The sequence below is a fragment of the Faecalicatena faecalis genome (genome assembly GCF_012524165.2).
GTDB classification, from domain to species: Bacteria; Bacillota; Clostridia; order Lachnospirales; family Lachnospiraceae; genus Faecalicatena_A; species Faecalicatena_A faecalis.
Map to the genome: position 1 here is coordinate 1 of NZ_JABACJ020000004.1, position 15427 is coordinate 15427.

Consider the following 15427-nt stretch of genomic DNA (forward strand, 5'->3'; position numbering starts at 1 on the left):
GTCTGTGTGCATATGCACAGATTTATCCATGTTCGATTCTTTTGCGACAATCGACGCAGTTGTTGTCTTTCCTGTTCCCGGCGAACCTGTAATCACAATAATTCTTCCTTGATTCATCTACATTCTCCCTCGCAATTCAGATTTACCGCTCTCTTTCTGGTTTTGGAGCGTTTCTTCTCTCAAGATTGAAATGGGCGGGAAGCCATTTTAGGGCTTTCCCGCCTTGATTGCCCATCAGCAAAGACGGGCGGGACTGTCAACGGCGGCGCATTTATGCGCCGTTCATCTTGACCGTTGATTGGCCCCGCTAACTTTGCTACTCTGTTCTAAGTAATTCCTCAATTTGTTTTTTCATATATTCTACAAGTGCCATCGCTTCCTTTTCTACTGTCTCCCATTCATCAGACAAATTTCCCAAATAAGCTTCCTTTGCCGTTGTTAGCAGGGGGGGGAATCTCTCCGGCAATTTTAAAATTACCCATTTTGCGGCAACATCTTTTGTCGTGATTTCTTCTGTTACTAAAGTAAACCACATTCGTGATAAGGTTAATAACACATTTCTTTCATCACCCTTAAAGCTGGAAATCAAACCAGGTAAAGAAAACCGAATTGCTTTTTTAATTTCGTGAAATGGGATAGCGGGAATAAGCTCTTTGCTTTCCGCCCCCTTCAAAGTTATGCTATTTTTTCTTGCTTGCCATAATAAAATCATTATATCTGGGTCATTGCAGGCTTGCGGATATTCTCCTGCTTCCATCTCTCCCCTTAGCCATTCACCATACATATACTGACATTTTGGCGGAAATTGCAACGGAACAATATCAGATTGATTGATAATAGTTACCTCTAAAGGTCTTTTTTCAATACAGCCTACGGAGCCAGAAATTTTCAATAATTGCTTTGTTAGATCTGCTCTGATTGAATTACTCAATTCTTGTTTAGTAATTATCAGTATATCTATATCACTATCTGGACGCAGCCCATTCATTGTTGCTGAACCATATAAATATATCCCCAATATTTGACCTTGTAATATGGTTTCTGCTATTGAAATAACTTGATTTACTTGTTGTGGAAATTCATTTATATTCATTGTAACTCCTATATGTATTTATTTTTACTCCTCAACAACTGATAAAACAGCGTCTAAGGCTAATTCTAAGGCTATGGATATACTTGTTTTTCCCCATTCTCTTTCTTGGTATTTATGAGGGTCTGCAAGAGTATCGGCTGAAAAAAGCAGCATAGCCCATGTAACTTTTCTAAATTTTGCACACGCCGCCAATGCGGAACATTCCATTTCTACTACTTGACATCCCTCTTCTTTCCGATACTGAACCATTTCTACTGTTTCTCGATAAAAACCGTCTGTTGTCCATGTTTTAACTTCCCAATATGGTATATTCTTTTGGCTTAAAGCAGATTCAATCGCATTTATACCAGCCTTTGAAATCTCTACTTCTCGGGAGGGAGGAAGATAATGGTAAGATGTTCCCTCATCTCTCAATGCAGAAACAGGTATCAAAAATCTATTTTCCGGGATGTCTTCCAATACGCCGCAGGAGCCGACGGAAATAATCTTTGTTACACCCCCTGCAATTAAATATTCTAAAACTTGGACGGCAGCAGCACTTCCCACAGGAGCCGGACATAGACATATTTTCTCCTGATTATAAAGACATTCATAAATAGGATATCGTCTTGTTGCACTTTCAAATTCATCTATCTGTATTCCATCATGGGTATGTGCATAATTTTCAACCTCGTCTCCTAAAAAAGCAAACACTGCTTTTGCAGGAAAACATTTTTTCCCATTTCCCGGCTGAAAAACAGCTTTTGATGCGGTATCGTACTCTAAAACAGGGTAGTCATGCTTTACTAATGGCATATTATTATCTCGAATAACAGGCTATTATTCTATTCCTTTCATCATCTTTTTTGCCAACTGCTTGAACAGGTCGGCAGTTTCTTCATCCATCGGCGTAAGCTGTCCGATCTGTCCGGCAACCATCGCCGCTACATCGTCAATGGAAAGTGGTTTTTGTTTCTGTTCCGCCAGTGCGTCCCGCATGGCTTGGAACATAGCGGCGGTCACAGCTTCTCCCGGCTGTTCCCCGTTGTCAATGTCTTTCTTAATGTCCCGCAGGATAGCCAGGAACACATTTTTGATTTTTTCAATCTCCGCTTCATGTTCCCCTATCTTTTGGGCGTTCAAAAGCTGTAAATCCTGCTTCGCTTCTGCCCGGTGTTCCGGGTGTTCTTTCATCAGGTCGGACAGGGAAGCCGTTGCCATCTCGATAAGCTGGTTTCTTGCTGTTATGCCCTTTGCCGCCGTATCCTGAAAATAAATCCGTATCAAATCTATCAGCTTAGGAAAATTCCTGTGTTCCAACAGGCGGTTGAGGATTTGCACATCAACAGCACCCGTCACAAGCCCCCTCACGGCTCCCTCGGACAAGCCTAATTCAGAAATATCGTAGCTTTTACGAACGCTCACGGTAGACAAGCCCAGTATGTAGTCTGTCGATACCTTAAATTCCTTTGCCACACCTATGAGAATATCACTGCTGACCGTTCTTGTTTCGCCGCTGACAATGCGGCTCAACTGGGAAGCGGAAACGCCTATCTTCTCCGCAAGTTCCTTTTGTGTGATGTGGTTCCCGTTGCATAAATCGGAAATCCGCTGTCCGGGCGTTCCGGGTAAAGCCATAGATACGCACCTCCTCCGCATACTTCCATTATACAGAATGATTGCAAAAATGCAATGTCCAAAGTGTAAACTTCATCAAAATGCAATTCTCGCAATATTCCGGGAATTGCATTTTTTTCGTGTAGACTTAGGGTAGTTCATCGATGGACGGCACCTTGAAAACAGAATGACCGTCCGAAAAGGAATACCCCGGCTGGGGAAGCACCGCAAGGAGTCGGACTTCGGGACAAAATGTCCCGAAGTTGCGAGGAGCGTGCCAACGCCGGAACACGCCGCAGGAATGGGGCAGGAAACCTTTTCGGGGAGAACGGCAACGGAAAGCAAAATGGAGGGAACGCATGAGAGATAACCCCTATAAAGACTTGCCGCCGCTGGAACGCAGGCCGGACGGTTCCCTTTACCGCATGACCCCGGCGCAGAGAAAACAGGCGGCCAGCCTGATACGCCGGGAGTGCTGTTGCTGTGAGGACGGCAACTGCATTGTCCTTGACGATGGGGACACCTGCACCTGTCCGCAGACGATTTCTTTCTCGGTCTGCTGTAAGTGGTTCCGCTGGGCGGTCTTGCCGCTGGACGGGACGCTGGAAGCGGAGATTTTCCGGGATAAGGACTTGAAACGCTGTGAGGTCTGCGGCGGTGTGTTCGTCCCCAAATCCAACCGGGCAAAATACTGCCCCGGCTGTGCCGCCAGAGTTCACAGGCGGCAGAAAACAGAAAGTGAACGGAAAAGGAGGTCTGCTGTGGACAGTTAGGAGCGAAAAAAGCCTTGATTTATCAGGCTTCGCAAGCCCCAAACCGGGGCTGGTGGTATAAAGTATCGCCCGCCCCGGAAAACGGGCTTCTAACCGTCCACAAAACGCACTATGACAAATACCATCTATATCCATCAGCCGGAAAAGGCGTTCAGCTTCACCCGGCTCCCGAATTTCCTCTTTGAAGCCCCCACATTCAAGCCCTTGTCCAACGAGGCAAAGGTTCTGTACGCCTTTATCCTGCGCCGGACAGAGTTATCCCGCAAGAATGGGTGGGCGGATGATTGCGGACGGATTTATCTGTACTATCCCATCTGCGAGGTGGTTGACCTGCTCCACTGTGGGCGGCAGAAAGCGGTAAACACCCTGCGGGAACTGCAATACGCCGGGCTGGTGGAGATCCAGAAGCAGGGCTGTGGAAAACCCAACCGCATTTTCCCAAAATCCTATGAAGCGGTTCCAAACACCGACTTCAAGAAATCCGGTTCTGGTACGCCGGAGGGCTGAAAACCGTACTTATGAAGTGAGGAAATCACTCCCCGGAAGTACGAAAACCGGACGGTATATAGAAATACAAAGATTAAAAAGATTTATTTATATTCTATCCATTCCAATCCTATCCGAGCTAATTTCTGCGGGATTTTCCCTGTGGAAAACCCCGGATAGGAAAGGAATGGGGAAAGGAGCAGAATGGCACAACACGCAATTTTGCGGTTTGAGAAGCACAAGGGCAACCCGGCAAGGCCGCTGGAAGCCCATCACGAAAGACAGAAAGAACAATACGCCAGCAACCCCGACATTGACACAAGCCGGAGCAAGTACAACTTTCATATCGTCAAGCCAGAGGGCAGGTACTATCATTTCATTCAAAACCGCATTGAACAGGCCGGGTGCCGAACCCGCAAGGACAGCACACGGTTTGTCGATACGCTGGTAACTGCCAGCCCGGAGTTTTTCAAGGGGAAATCCCCAAAGGAGATACAGGCGTTTTTCCAGAGGGCGGCGGACTTCCTCATTGGCCGGGTAGGACGGGAAAATATCGTGTCGGCGGTGGTACACATGGACGAGAAAACGCCCCACCTGCATTTGACCTTTGTTCCGCTGACAAAGGACAACCGCCTGTGTGCAAAGGAGATTATCGGCAACCGGGCAAACCTGACGAAGTGGCAGGACGATTTTCACGCCTATATGGTGGAGAAATATCCTGACTTGGAGCGTGGGGAGAGCGCCAGCAGGACAGGCCGGAAGCATATCCCCACCCGGCTTTTCAAACAGGCGGTTTCCCTCTCCCGGCAGGCAAGAGCCATTGAAGCCACACTGGACGGCATTAACCCGCTGAACGCCGGAAAGAAAAAAGAGGAAGCCCTCTCCATGCTGAAAAAGTGGTTCCCGCAGATGGAGAATTTCTCCGGGCAGTTGAAAAAGTACAAGGTCACAATCAATGACCTGCTGGCGGAGAATGAGAAGTTGGAAGCAAGGGCAAAGGCCAGCGAAAAAGGAAAGATGAAAGATACGATGGAACGGGCAAAGCTGAAAAGCGAACTGGACAATTTACAGCGGCTGGTTGACCGTATCCCGCCGGATATACTGGCGGAACTGAAACGTCAGCAGCGGCACACGGTAAAGGAAAGGTGATAGATATAAGCAGAAATTTTCGCCGCCTCTGTGCGGCATTGTACCTTGAAAACTGAATATGGAGGACACTGGATGGCAAAAAGTGAAAGCGATATTTTTACACCCCGAACAGGGCAGGTTATACAAGCAGAGAACGGCACGCAGTATTTTGTATGTGGGAACAACCGTATAAAAATCTCCGAACACTTCGCCGCAGGCGGGAAGCCCCTCGGTGATCTGATTGTAGATGTGGTGCGGCATACCGCAGAAAAAGCCGCTTCAACCTGATAGCCCATCATTGATAACACGCCCACGCTTATGATATAATTGCCATAGAGCAAAAGTATTGTAAGCGTGGGTTGTTTCTTTAGAAGGAGGATTTTTACGGTGAAACAACCTTACAATACTACGATTTACAACACGGCGCTTTATATGAGATTGAGCCGGGACGATGAACTGCAAGGAGAAAGCGGGAGTATTCAGACACAACGCATGATGCTCCGGCAATATGCCGCCGAGCATGGCCTGAATGTCATAGATGAATATATCGACGATGGATGGTCTGGAACGAACTTTGACAGGCCGGATTTTCAGAGAATGATTGATGACATTGAGGACGGGAAAATCAACTGCGTTGTTACGAAGGATTTATCCCGCTTAGGCAGAAACTACATTCTGACCGGCCAGTACACGGAAATCTACTTTCCCAGCAAAGGCGTCCGCTATATCGCTGTCAATGACAATGTGGACACCATCAACGGAGAGAATGAGCTTGCCCCATTCCTCAACATTCTGAATGAAATGCACGCCCGCCAGACCAGCAAAAAGGTAAAGGCGGCCATGCGGACACGGTTCGCAAATGGCGCACACTATGGAGCCTATGCTCCGCTTGGCTATGTCAAAGACCCAGATAAGAAAGGCCATCTTCTGATTGACCCGGAAACAAGGTGGATTATCGAAAAGATTTTTGACCTTGCCGTTCATGGCCGGGGAGCCGCCAGCATTACACGGATTTTGGTCGAAGAAAAAGTACCTACTCCCGGCTGGCTGAATTTCCAGAGATACGGCACTTTCGCAAATATCTATGCCGGAGCGCCGGAGGAAAAAGCCTATGCGTGGACGATAGCGCAGGTGAAAAGTATTCTGAAAGAGGAAACCTATATCGGACACAGCGTCCACAATAAGCAGACCAACATTTCATTCAAAAACAAGAAGAAAGTACGCAAGCCAAAAGAGGAATGGTATCGTGTGGAGAACACCCACGAAGCGATTATTTCCGAAGATGTGTTCCGTCAAGTACAGGAGCAGATTTGCAACAGGCGCAGACGGCAGAAGAACGGCACAACACAGATATTTTCCGGGCTGGTAAAATGTGCGGACTGCGGCTGGTCGCTGGCCTATGGTATGAACAGCCAGAACAAAAATCCCTATGCCCACTACCATTGTAGCAAGTACGGGCAAGGATTGCACCAGTGTTCCATGCACTATATCCGCTATGATGTGCTTTACGCCTATGTCCTTTCCCGTCTGCAATACTGGTCTGTGCTGGCACAGCAGGATGGGGACAAACTTCTGAAACGGCTACTTAACGCCAGCGACAAGGAACGCAATACTGCAAGGAAGCGGCAGACAGCCGAACTGAAAAAGGCGGAAAAGCGCAAAGCAGAAGTAGACACCCTGTTTGCAAAAATGTATGAGGACTGGTCTGCCGGACGCATTACAGAATACAATTTCAATATGCTGTCCGAAAAGTATCAGGGCGAACAGCGAGAATTGGACGTAAAAATTGAACGGCTTCACGAAGCGATGGAGACCGCCGCCCAGACAGCGGTTGACGCTGAAAAGTGGATAGGTCTGATGAAACAGTATGTCAATCCCACAGAATTGACGGCTGAACTTCTGAATACGCTGATTGAAAAAATCCTTGTCCATGAAGCGGTCAAAAGTGAGGACGGAAGCCGGGAACAGGAAGTGGAAATCTTCTACCGCTTTATCGGCAAAATCGAATGACACATCTTGAGATACCCAACAATATCTTTAACTAAGGGAAACGGGATTGAGTTATCCAGATATTACACTGCTGCCGATACTGGCGGCATACTTTAATCTTTCCGTGGATGAACTGTTAGGATATGAGCCGCAGATGATGAAGGAAGATATTAGAAAGTTGTATCACGAGCTTGCCAGGAGATTTAGCAGTGAACCTTATGAGACGGTAAAGGCAGAATGCGATGAGTATATTAAGAAGTACCATGCCTGTTTTCCGCTCCTTTTACAGATGGCAGTGCTGCTTCTCAATCATTTCCAGTTGGCACCTAACCCACAAGAGGTCTTAGAGGAAGTGACTCAATTACTGGATTGTGTGATTGAAAATGGGAATGATATCCGCCTAATAAAAGAGGCTATGATGCTGAAAGGAAACTGCTGTCTGATGATGCACAAGCCAGAGGAAATATTGGATATGCTGGGGGAACAGGTACAGGCGATTCCACAGGACCAGGAGCTTCAGGCGATGGCCTATCAGATGAAGGGAAATGAGGAGGAGGCAAAGGCCACACTTCAGGTCGCCATGTATCAGCATCTCTTGAGTTTGATCGGGGATACAGCGGTGTATGTATCGTGGGAAGAGGAGGCTTCAGAAAAAACGGAGGAAATCATCAGGCGGACGCTGGATCTGATGGAATTATTTCAGGTGGAACAATTGCACTTTAATGTGGCAGCTCAGATTTATCTGACATTTGCCCGATATGACTGCATTGCACAAAAGCCAGAGGAGGCTGTCAGACTTATAGAACGGTATGTGGAGTGTGCGGTAACAGAAGAGCTGCCGCTTAAGCTGCATGGCGACCATTATTTTGACAAGGTAGATGATTGGCTGGCAGAACTGGCATTGGGCAAGGAAGCACCGAGAAGTGAGGAGAGCGTGAAGCAGAGTATTTTACAGTCTGTTGTAGGAAATCCGGCCTTTGAGTGTCTCAAAGAGTATCCGCATTTCCACCATCTTGTGAAACGTTTGGAGGAACATTGTGGGAAATAAGCATTTTAGAAAATAGAGTATAATGAAGGATTTATGGGAGGTTTGGATTATGCATAATGTAGATTTGTTTTTGAAATATTTACCGGTATTTATTCCAGTATTGATTATTGAATTGGTTCTGATGCTGACGGCTCTGATTCATGTTCTTCGGCATCCAAATTACAGATTCGGCAATAAGGTCGTCTGGATTCTGGTCGTCGTATTTATCCAGATCATCGGGCCGGTTGTTTACTTTGTATTTGGAAGAGGGGAAGAGGAATGAACATACTTGAAATAGAAGGCTTGAAGAAAAAATTTGGCTCCCATCAGGTTCTGGACGGTCTGACTATCCATGTGCCTGAGCATTCCGTTTTTGGTTTCCTTGGAAAAAATGGTGCAGGAAAAACGACTACCATGAAGATCGTATTAGGGCTTCTTAAGGCAGATGCTGGTGAAATACGGGTTTGTGGTGAAAGGGCGGTGTATGGTCAGACAAAGACCAACCGCTTTATCGGTTATCTGCCGGATGTGCCTGAATTTTACAGCTATATGAGTGCAGTAGAATACCTCCGGCTGTGCGGTCGTATTACAGGAATGAGCGAAAAAGAGATACGGAGAATGAGCGGAGAACTGCTGGAATTGGTCGGCCTAAAGGGCGTTAAAAAGCGGATAGGTGGTTATTCCAGAGGTATGAAGCAGCGTCTGGGAATCGCACAGGCATTGTTCCACGAGCCAAAGCTTTTGATCTGTGATGAACCGACTTCTGCACTCGACCCGGTGGGGCGCCGGGAAGTGCTGGAGATCATGGAACAGGTCAGGGAGAAGACAACTGTAATTTTTTCCACGCATGTGCTGTCCGATGTAGAACGTATCTGCGACCGGGTGGCGGTCCTGAATGACGGTAAGTCGGTCATGGAAGGAACATTGGAAGAGATGAAGGAGAAACATAAGAAAGATAGTCTTCTGCTGGAGTTTCCAAGAAAGGAACTCTTAAAACAATTCGTAGAAGAACCAATCTTTCAAAACTTATTGTCCCGGGCCAAACTAGAGGGATGTCAGGTCATCATCCATGCGAAGGACATCGAGCAGGCAGAGGCCGAATTGATCCGCGGGCTGAACGAGACAAGACTGATGCCGTCCCGTCTGGAAATACTGGAACCATCCCTGGAAGGATTATTTATGGAGGCAATACAATGAGAGCATATACAGCATATACAGCAAAGGAATTGACGGAATTTACAAGGACATATAAGCTGCTGATCATCGGATTGGTATTTCTCTTGTTTGGAATCATGAGCCCGCTTGCAGCAAAGTTCATGCCGGAACTCTTGACCAGCTTCATGCCGGAAGGAATGCAGATTACAATCGCTGATCCAACAGCGTTAGATTCCTGGATGCAGTTTGAAAAGAACATTTCACAGATCGGTCTGTTTGTAATTGTTATTGTGATGAGTGGGATGATGGCAGGGGAGTATTCAAGAGGCACGCTGGTCAATATTCTGACCAAAGGCCTGCCGAGACGGACTGTGATACTTTCCAAGTTCACAGCGGCAGTCCTTTTATGGACAGGGGCATATCTGGTATGCTTTGGTACTGCATATGCATATACCTGGTTTTATTGGAGGAAAACCGTCAATACACCTGGACTTACAGAGGCGGCCTTTGCATTATGGTTTTTTGGAGTTTTTCTAGTAGCCGTCACGATTCTAGGGGGAGTACTTGTTCGAACCTCCTATGGCACGCTGCTCTTTACAGGATTAGCAGTCGTAGCACAGTTCCTTTTGAATATGATACCAAAGGTGGAGAAGTATAATCCCATCCAATTGGCAGCAGGAGGAACACCTTTACTGCAGGGACAGTTGGAGGCAGGGAGCCTGGTGAAACCGATGATTGTAGCAGGAGCCTGTACGGTGGGATGTGTGGTCGCGGCTTGTGCAGTTTTTCATAAAAAGAAATTGTAGAGAAAATTAATAAAATGAGGATATTCTAAAAACGGAGCGTAAAGGGGCCAGCCCCCTTTGCGCTCCGTTTTTAAAAGTGATGGAAAACTTCTTTTATCAGTAGTATAATCAGATTACGACTATGACATCAGGAGGAAAACGAAGATGATTTATTTTAATTGCGATTATAATGAGGGTGCTCACGAGAAGGTCATGGAACGGCTGTGCATGACAAATATGGACCAGACGATCGGCTATGGGGAAGATGAATATTGTGAGCAGGCCAGGAATGTGATTCGGGGGCTCTGCAGGGATGACAGTTTGATGGTGCAGTTTCTGGTAGGAGGTACCCAGGCAAATATGACGGTGATCGCTGCGGCTTTAAAGTCTTATCAGGGAGTTCTGTCAGCGGATACGGGTCATATCAATGTACATGAGACTGGTGCGGTGGAATCTACCGGGCATAAGGTAATCGCACTGCCGGCTGTGGATGGAAAGATTTCGGCTGAACAGGTGGAACACGCTTATCTAAGTCATATTGAGAATGACAGCTTCGAGCATGAAGTCCAGCCGAAGATGGTGTATATCTCCAATCCGACTGAATTGGGAACCATCTACAGCAAAGCAGAGCTGGAGGCGCTTTCACAGGTGTGCAGAACGAGGGGACTGTATCTGTTTATGGATGGCGCAAGGCTTGGTTATGGACTGACTTCCAGGGAAAACGATCTGGATCTGGAGGCAATCGCAAAGCTGTGTGATGTGTTTTATATTGGAGGAACGAAGGTCGGTGCATTGTTCGGTGAGGCAGTCGTGATTTCCCATCCGGCACTCAAGGAGGATTTCCGATACATGATTAAGCAAAAAGGCGGCATGCTTGCGAAAGGACGTCTTTTGGGAGTACAGTTTCAGGCGCTTCTGGAGGATGGGCTTTACTTTGAAATTTCAAGGCATGCTAATGAGCTGGCTGAAGATATCCGCAGTGCCTGCAGGAAGGCCGGATACCCATTTTTAGTGGAAAGCCCGACCAACCAGATTTTTGTGATCTTGCCCGATGACAAGCTGGAAGAACTACAGAAAGAGTACAGCTTCTGTTATCAGGAACGTGTGGATGAGACACACAGTGCCGTCCGCATCTGTACAAGCTGGGCTACGAGCAGAGAGAATGTGCAGAAACTTGTCGATGATATTTTAGGATAGAGGATGATATGAAAAAAGAGGAGACAACCAGCCATGTGTGGCGTGAGCTGTCAGATTGGCTGAAGATTATAATTGTTGCAGCAGCGGTCGGCATATTTATCAGTAAGACCTTAGTCGTAAATGCACAGGTGACTTCCGGGTCTATGGAAGATACGGTCATGACCGGAAGCAGAGTATTGGTGAGCCGGCAGGCTTATCTGTTCCATGAGCCGGAACGCGGGGATATTGTGACCTTTTATTGTCCAGATGAGCCGAAGACGGAATATATGAAGCGAATCCTCGCCCTACCGGGAGAGACCATTGAGGGTGAGGATGGAGTGATTTATATCGATGGAAAGCCATTGGAAGAACCATATATCAAAATCAAATTCAAGCAGGATTTTGGACCTTATAAGGTGCCGAGGAATTCCTACTTCATGATGGGAGATAATCGGAATAATTCCTGGGATTCCCGGTTCTGGGTAAATAAATACGTAGAAAAGGATGAAATCATCGGGAAAGCAGAATTCGAATATTTCCCGGAGATAAAAGGATTCTTTTAAATTGCGTACTAATATGATGCCATGAGATGAGAACACAAAGTATCATCGCGTTTGTGCACCAGAATAGTGAGGAAGAGATGCAGGTATATTTTGACAGTTCCCTATGGGGATGCGGGGAGGGACAACCTTGTGATACCATTCAGATGGTTCATGCAAGATTTATGGCGGGCGGAAAAGAACGCGTGATACCAGCTATTTATCATTTTGAAGAAGGAATCGTGTTCGATCTCTTAACGATTATGGATGAGATCCAGATAAAAGCATACTATGATAAGTACCGGGATTGGGAAAAAACGGTGTCCGAATTATCAGAGGTGCAGATACAGAAGGTGGAGCAGGAGAATCCATACCAAAATGTGGATATTGCAGACATTAGACTGAATGGTACAAAAGAGATCAAACAGATCTGTACAAGCGGCAGGTGGCATATCCCTGGGTATCAAAATGTGATGGAGGAGCATCAACTTTGTGAGCTTACAGAGGCTTATCCAGAATATCTAAAAGAAGGTCTTTCCTTTGGCTGTCAGAGAATTCAGGTAAACACCCCAAAAGCCTGGGGAAAGAAAACATTGCATGCGATGCAGATCAGGACAAGGAAGCAGTGCAGGACAGAGGTCCTTAATCTGGAGGCAGAGGTAAATCCGGGCGAAGAAGCCTGCCTGTCCTTCGTTCATCCAGTCACGGGAGAACGTCATCAGGTCTTCCTATATGATACAGAGGTTTGGAATCATACAATTTCAGGCATGGAGCTTTCTTATGTGATAGGGACAGCAGAGCTTGTGCCGGGACTGCCTCCAGGAGACCGGTTAATGTTTGACAGTTCGATTTCTTTTACAAAGCGTGACAAAGGCCGGAGAACGGGTGTGGGTACGGCGGCAGTCATAGGCGGCCAGGCAGGACCTACGGCTATTTTTTGGGCTGGCTGTAAAGAGGACAAAAAACCACGACATGGTGGTGTGCTGACCTCTTGTTTTTCGAGGCCGTTTTTGAGCGGAGAAGATGCAAAAGGTGTGTTTTGTATGACCGGATTGGAATATATGGTACGAGAAGAAGAGATAATACAGATCCCCATATCATAGAAGAGATAGGAGGCAGTTATGAAGATATTAGTGGTAGTTGATATGCAGACAGATTTTATTGACGGAGCATTAGGAACAAAGGAAGCACAAGCGATTGTGCCAAGAGTCATAGAGAAAATAAAAAGTTTTAACGGCAGGGTTCTGTCAACCAGGGATACTCATGAAGAGAATTATATGGAGACACAGGAAGGGAAGAAGCTTCCTGTTGTCCACTGTGTCAGAAAAACGTCAGGCTGGCAGATTCATCCAGAGATCTCACCCTGGCTCAAAGAGGGCCCCATCGATAAGCCGACTTTTGGAAGCCTGGGACTGGGACAGGTCCTAAAAGCATATCACACATATGAGGAACCGATTGAAAGTATCACTTTGATCGGTGTCTGTACGGACATCTGTGTGATTTCCAATGCCCTGCTGCTGAAAGCTTACCTGCCTGAAGTACCGATTATTGTGGATGCATCCTGCTGTGCCGGGGTGACCCCAGAGACACATAAACAGGCTTTGGAAGCAATGAAGGTATGCCAGATTGAGATTATAAACGAATAATCAGGCTGCAGGAAATGAGACTGGCCGAACAGATAGAAAATGCCAGAAGGCATTATGATATGATTATGAATAGATAGTGAAAAGGAGGATTTCAGATGAATCAATTTCAGTATTATACACCGACCAAGGTGATTTTTGGAAAGGGAACAGAAGAAGAGGCTGGGGAGCTGGTTAAGGAGTATGGCTGTAAAAAGGTGCTGGTCCATTATGGAAGTGGAAGCGTAAAGAAAAGCGGCCTGCTTGACCGAATCTTCCGGTCGTTAGAAACGGCGGGGATTGCTTATATTTCCTTGGGCGGTGTTGTTCCGAATCCACGTTTGTCTCTTGTGTATGAGGGGATTGAGCTTTGTAAGAAGGAAGAGGTAGACTTTATCCTTGCGGTAGGCGGGGGCAGTGTAATCGATTCTGCTAAGGCTATCGGATATGGTGTGACGAATGAAGGGGATGTGTGGGATTTTTATGAGAAGAAAAGGACGGCACAGGCATGTCTGCCCATTGGTGTCATCCTTACGATTGCGGCGGCTGGTTCTGAGATGAGTGACTCCTCTGTTATTACAAAGGAGGAGGGCTGGATCAAGAGGGGGTACAGCAGTAATTACTGCCGTCCAAAGTTCGCGGTGATGAATCCAGAGCTGACCATGACACTGCCGGAGTATCAGACGATGAGCGGCTGTGTGGATATCATGATGCATACCATGGAGCGCTATCTGAACCATACGGAGAATATGGAGCTGACCGATGGAATCAGTGAGCACTTGATTCGTACGGTGATGAAGAATGCCAAAATACTGCTTGCCGACCCTGAAAATTATGAGGCCAGGGCAGAGGTGATGTGGGCAGGAAGTCTCTCCCATAACGGGTTGACAGGCTGTGGTACAGATGGTGGAGACTGGGCGACCCATCAACTGGAGCATGAACTGGGCGGTATGTTTGATGTGGCTCATGGTGCAGGACTGGCGGCAGTGTGGGGGAGCTGGGCGAGATACGTCGTGGAAGCACGCCCGGAGCGTTTTGCACAGTTTGCTGTCCATGTGATGGGTGTAGAGGAAAGCGAAGATGTGATGCAGACAGCGCAAAAAGGAATTGAGGCTATGGAAGTGTTCTTCCAGTCCGTAAAGATGCCGATTACGATGAAGGAACTTGGGATTTCACCGAGTGATGAACAGATTGCAGAGTTGGCAGAAAAATGCAGCTTTTTCGGAAAACGCACGATTGGATGCGTCAAGATGCTGGATAGGGAGGATATGCGCAGAATTTATATGGATGCAAGATAAAGGAAGAGGAAGATATGATTTATGAAAGAAAATAAATATGATGATTCTGTATTTTTTGAAAAATACAGTCAGATGAGCCGTTCCAAGGAAGGCCTGGACGGTGCAGGGGAATGGCATGAGATGCAGAAACTGATGCCTGATTTTGAAGGAAAAAAAGTGCTGGATCTTGGCTGTGGGTATGGCTGGCATTGCTTTTATGCAGCAGAGCATGGGGCAGCGTATGTACTGGGAACCGATATTTCTGAAAAAATGCTGGATACTGCACGGGAAAAAAATGAGTTCCCTAATATCGAGTTTAAGAAAGCCGCGATGGAAGACATAGAGTGTGCAGAGGGAAGCTTTGATGTGGTCCTAAGCTCACTTGCACTTCATTATGTGAAGGATTATAAAGAGCTGGCTTTCAATATCAGTCGATGGCTAAAGCCGGGCGGAAGATTTGTATTCTCCGTGGAGCACCCGGTATTTACTGCTTATGGAACACAGGACTGGTATTATAATGAAGCAGGAGAAATCTTGCATTTCCCGGTTGACAATTACTATTATGAAGGGGAACGTGAGGCAGTTTTCCTTGGGGAAAAGGTGACCAAATACCATAGGACACTGACGACCTATTTGAATACCCTGTTGAACTGCGGTCTTCAGATTGAGCAGATTGTAGAACCGATGCCGCCGGAACATATGATGGATATTCCGGGGATGAAAGATGAAATGCGCAGACCGATGATGCTTCTTGTGTCAGCGGTAAAACCGGAATAATATA

At 46.7% G+C, this 15427-nt stretch carries 19 protein-coding genes; 15 read left to right on the forward strand and 4 right to left on the reverse strand.

The window, feature by feature from the left end:
• From HGO97_RS05860 to HGO97_RS05875, 4 genes are all read right to left on the reverse strand, one after another.
• Positions 1-117 (reverse strand): AAA family ATPase (locus HGO97_RS05860; RefSeq protein WP_216240587.1); only part of this gene is annotated, 117 nt, incomplete at its 3' end.
• A gap of 199 nt (positions 118-316) precedes the next feature.
• Complete coding sequence (locus HGO97_RS05865) at positions 317-1093, reverse strand: ANT(9) family aminoglycoside nucleotidyltransferase (protein ID WP_002578722.1); 777 nt, start codon at positions 1091-1093, stop codon at positions 317-319.
• A gap of 24 nt (positions 1094-1117) precedes the next feature.
• The gene (locus HGO97_RS05870; RefSeq protein WP_002578723.1) at positions 1118-1888 is read right to left on the reverse strand and encodes a nucleoside phosphorylase; all 771 of its coding nucleotides are present in this window, start codon (positions 1886-1888) and stop codon (positions 1118-1120) included.
• A 24-nt stretch (positions 1889-1912) separates the two neighbouring features.
• Positions 1913-2710: a helix-turn-helix domain-containing protein gene (locus HGO97_RS05875; protein WP_168866356.1), complete on the reverse strand. Its 798-nt coding sequence runs from the start codon at positions 2708-2710 to the stop codon at positions 1913-1915.
• A 338-nt stretch (positions 2711-3048) separates the two neighbouring features.
• Between HGO97_RS05875 and HGO97_RS05880 the strand changes: the two genes are divergently transcribed.
• The 15 genes from HGO97_RS05880 (at position 3049) to HGO97_RS05950 (ending at position 15423) form a co-directional block, all read left to right on the forward strand.
• A complete protein-coding gene (locus HGO97_RS05880; protein ID WP_002588751.1) occupies positions 3049-3462 on the forward strand; it encodes a cysteine-rich VLP domain-containing protein in 414 nt (137 codons plus the stop codon).
• A 111-nt stretch (positions 3463-3573) separates the two neighbouring features.
• The gene (locus HGO97_RS05885; protein ID WP_002588752.1) at positions 3574-3969 is read left to right on the forward strand and encodes a replication initiator protein A; all 396 of its coding nucleotides are present in this window, start codon (positions 3574-3576) and stop codon (positions 3967-3969) included.
• A gap of 183 nt (positions 3970-4152) precedes the next feature.
• Positions 4153-5097, forward strand: coding sequence for a MobV family relaxase (gene mobV, locus HGO97_RS05890; protein WP_002334814.1), 945 nt, complete (start codon positions 4153-4155; stop codon positions 5095-5097).
• Between the two features lie 72 nt (positions 5098-5169).
• Positions 5170-5364, forward strand: a complete 195-nt coding sequence (locus HGO97_RS05895; RefSeq protein WP_002334813.1) for a hypothetical protein — start codon at positions 5170-5172, stop codon at positions 5362-5364.
• A 144-nt stretch (positions 5365-5508) separates the two neighbouring features.
• Positions 5509-7086, forward strand: a complete 1578-nt coding sequence (locus tag HGO97_RS05900) for a recombinase family protein (RefSeq protein ID WP_154410947.1) — start codon at positions 5509-5511, stop codon at positions 7084-7086.
• A gap of 46 nt (positions 7087-7132) precedes the next feature.
• On the forward strand, positions 7133-8113 hold the full coding sequence (locus HGO97_RS05905; RefSeq protein WP_216240273.1) for a transcriptional regulator: 981 nt from the start codon (positions 7133-7135) through the stop codon (positions 8111-8113).
• A gap of 49 nt (positions 8114-8162) precedes the next feature.
• Positions 8163-8375, forward strand: a complete 213-nt coding sequence (locus HGO97_RS05910) for a PLDc N-terminal domain-containing protein (protein WP_216240276.1) — start codon at positions 8163-8165, stop codon at positions 8373-8375.
• Positions 8372-9289: an ABC transporter ATP-binding protein gene (locus tag HGO97_RS05915; RefSeq protein ID WP_216240278.1), complete on the forward strand. Its 918-nt coding sequence runs from the start codon at positions 8372-8374 to the stop codon at positions 9287-9289. Before HGO97_RS05910 ends, HGO97_RS05915 begins: the two co-directional genes overlap by 4 nt.
• Entirely contained in the window at positions 9286-10053 is a 768-nt protein-coding gene (locus HGO97_RS05920) for an ABC transporter permease (protein WP_216240280.1), read from the forward strand. The genes HGO97_RS05915 and HGO97_RS05920 overlap by 4 nt, the downstream gene beginning before the upstream one ends.
• Before the next feature lie 144 nt (positions 10054-10197).
• A complete protein-coding gene (locus HGO97_RS05925) occupies positions 10198-11229 on the forward strand; it encodes a threonine aldolase family protein (protein WP_216240282.1) in 1032 nt (343 codons plus the stop codon).
• An 8-nt stretch (positions 11230-11237) separates the two neighbouring features.
• A complete protein-coding gene (gene lepB / locus HGO97_RS05930) occupies positions 11238-11771 on the forward strand; it encodes a signal peptidase I (protein ID WP_216240284.1) in 534 nt (177 codons plus the stop codon).
• A 26-nt stretch (positions 11772-11797) separates the two neighbouring features.
• The gene (locus HGO97_RS05935) at positions 11798-12850 is read left to right on the forward strand and encodes a hypothetical protein (protein ID WP_216240286.1); all 1053 of its coding nucleotides are present in this window, start codon (positions 11798-11800) and stop codon (positions 12848-12850) included.
• Positions 12851-12868: 18 nt separating this feature from the next.
• Complete coding sequence (locus HGO97_RS05940; RefSeq protein ID WP_216240288.1) at positions 12869-13393, forward strand: cysteine hydrolase family protein; 525 nt, start codon at positions 12869-12871, stop codon at positions 13391-13393.
• A 95-nt stretch (positions 13394-13488) separates the two neighbouring features.
• Positions 13489-14667, forward strand: coding sequence for an iron-containing alcohol dehydrogenase (locus HGO97_RS05945; protein ID WP_216240290.1), 1179 nt, complete (start codon positions 13489-13491; stop codon positions 14665-14667).
• Positions 14668-14688: 21 nt separating this feature from the next.
• Entirely contained in the window at positions 14689-15423 is a 735-nt protein-coding gene (locus HGO97_RS05950; RefSeq protein WP_216240292.1) for a class I SAM-dependent methyltransferase, read from the forward strand.
• Positions 15424-15427 lie beyond the last annotated feature (4 nt).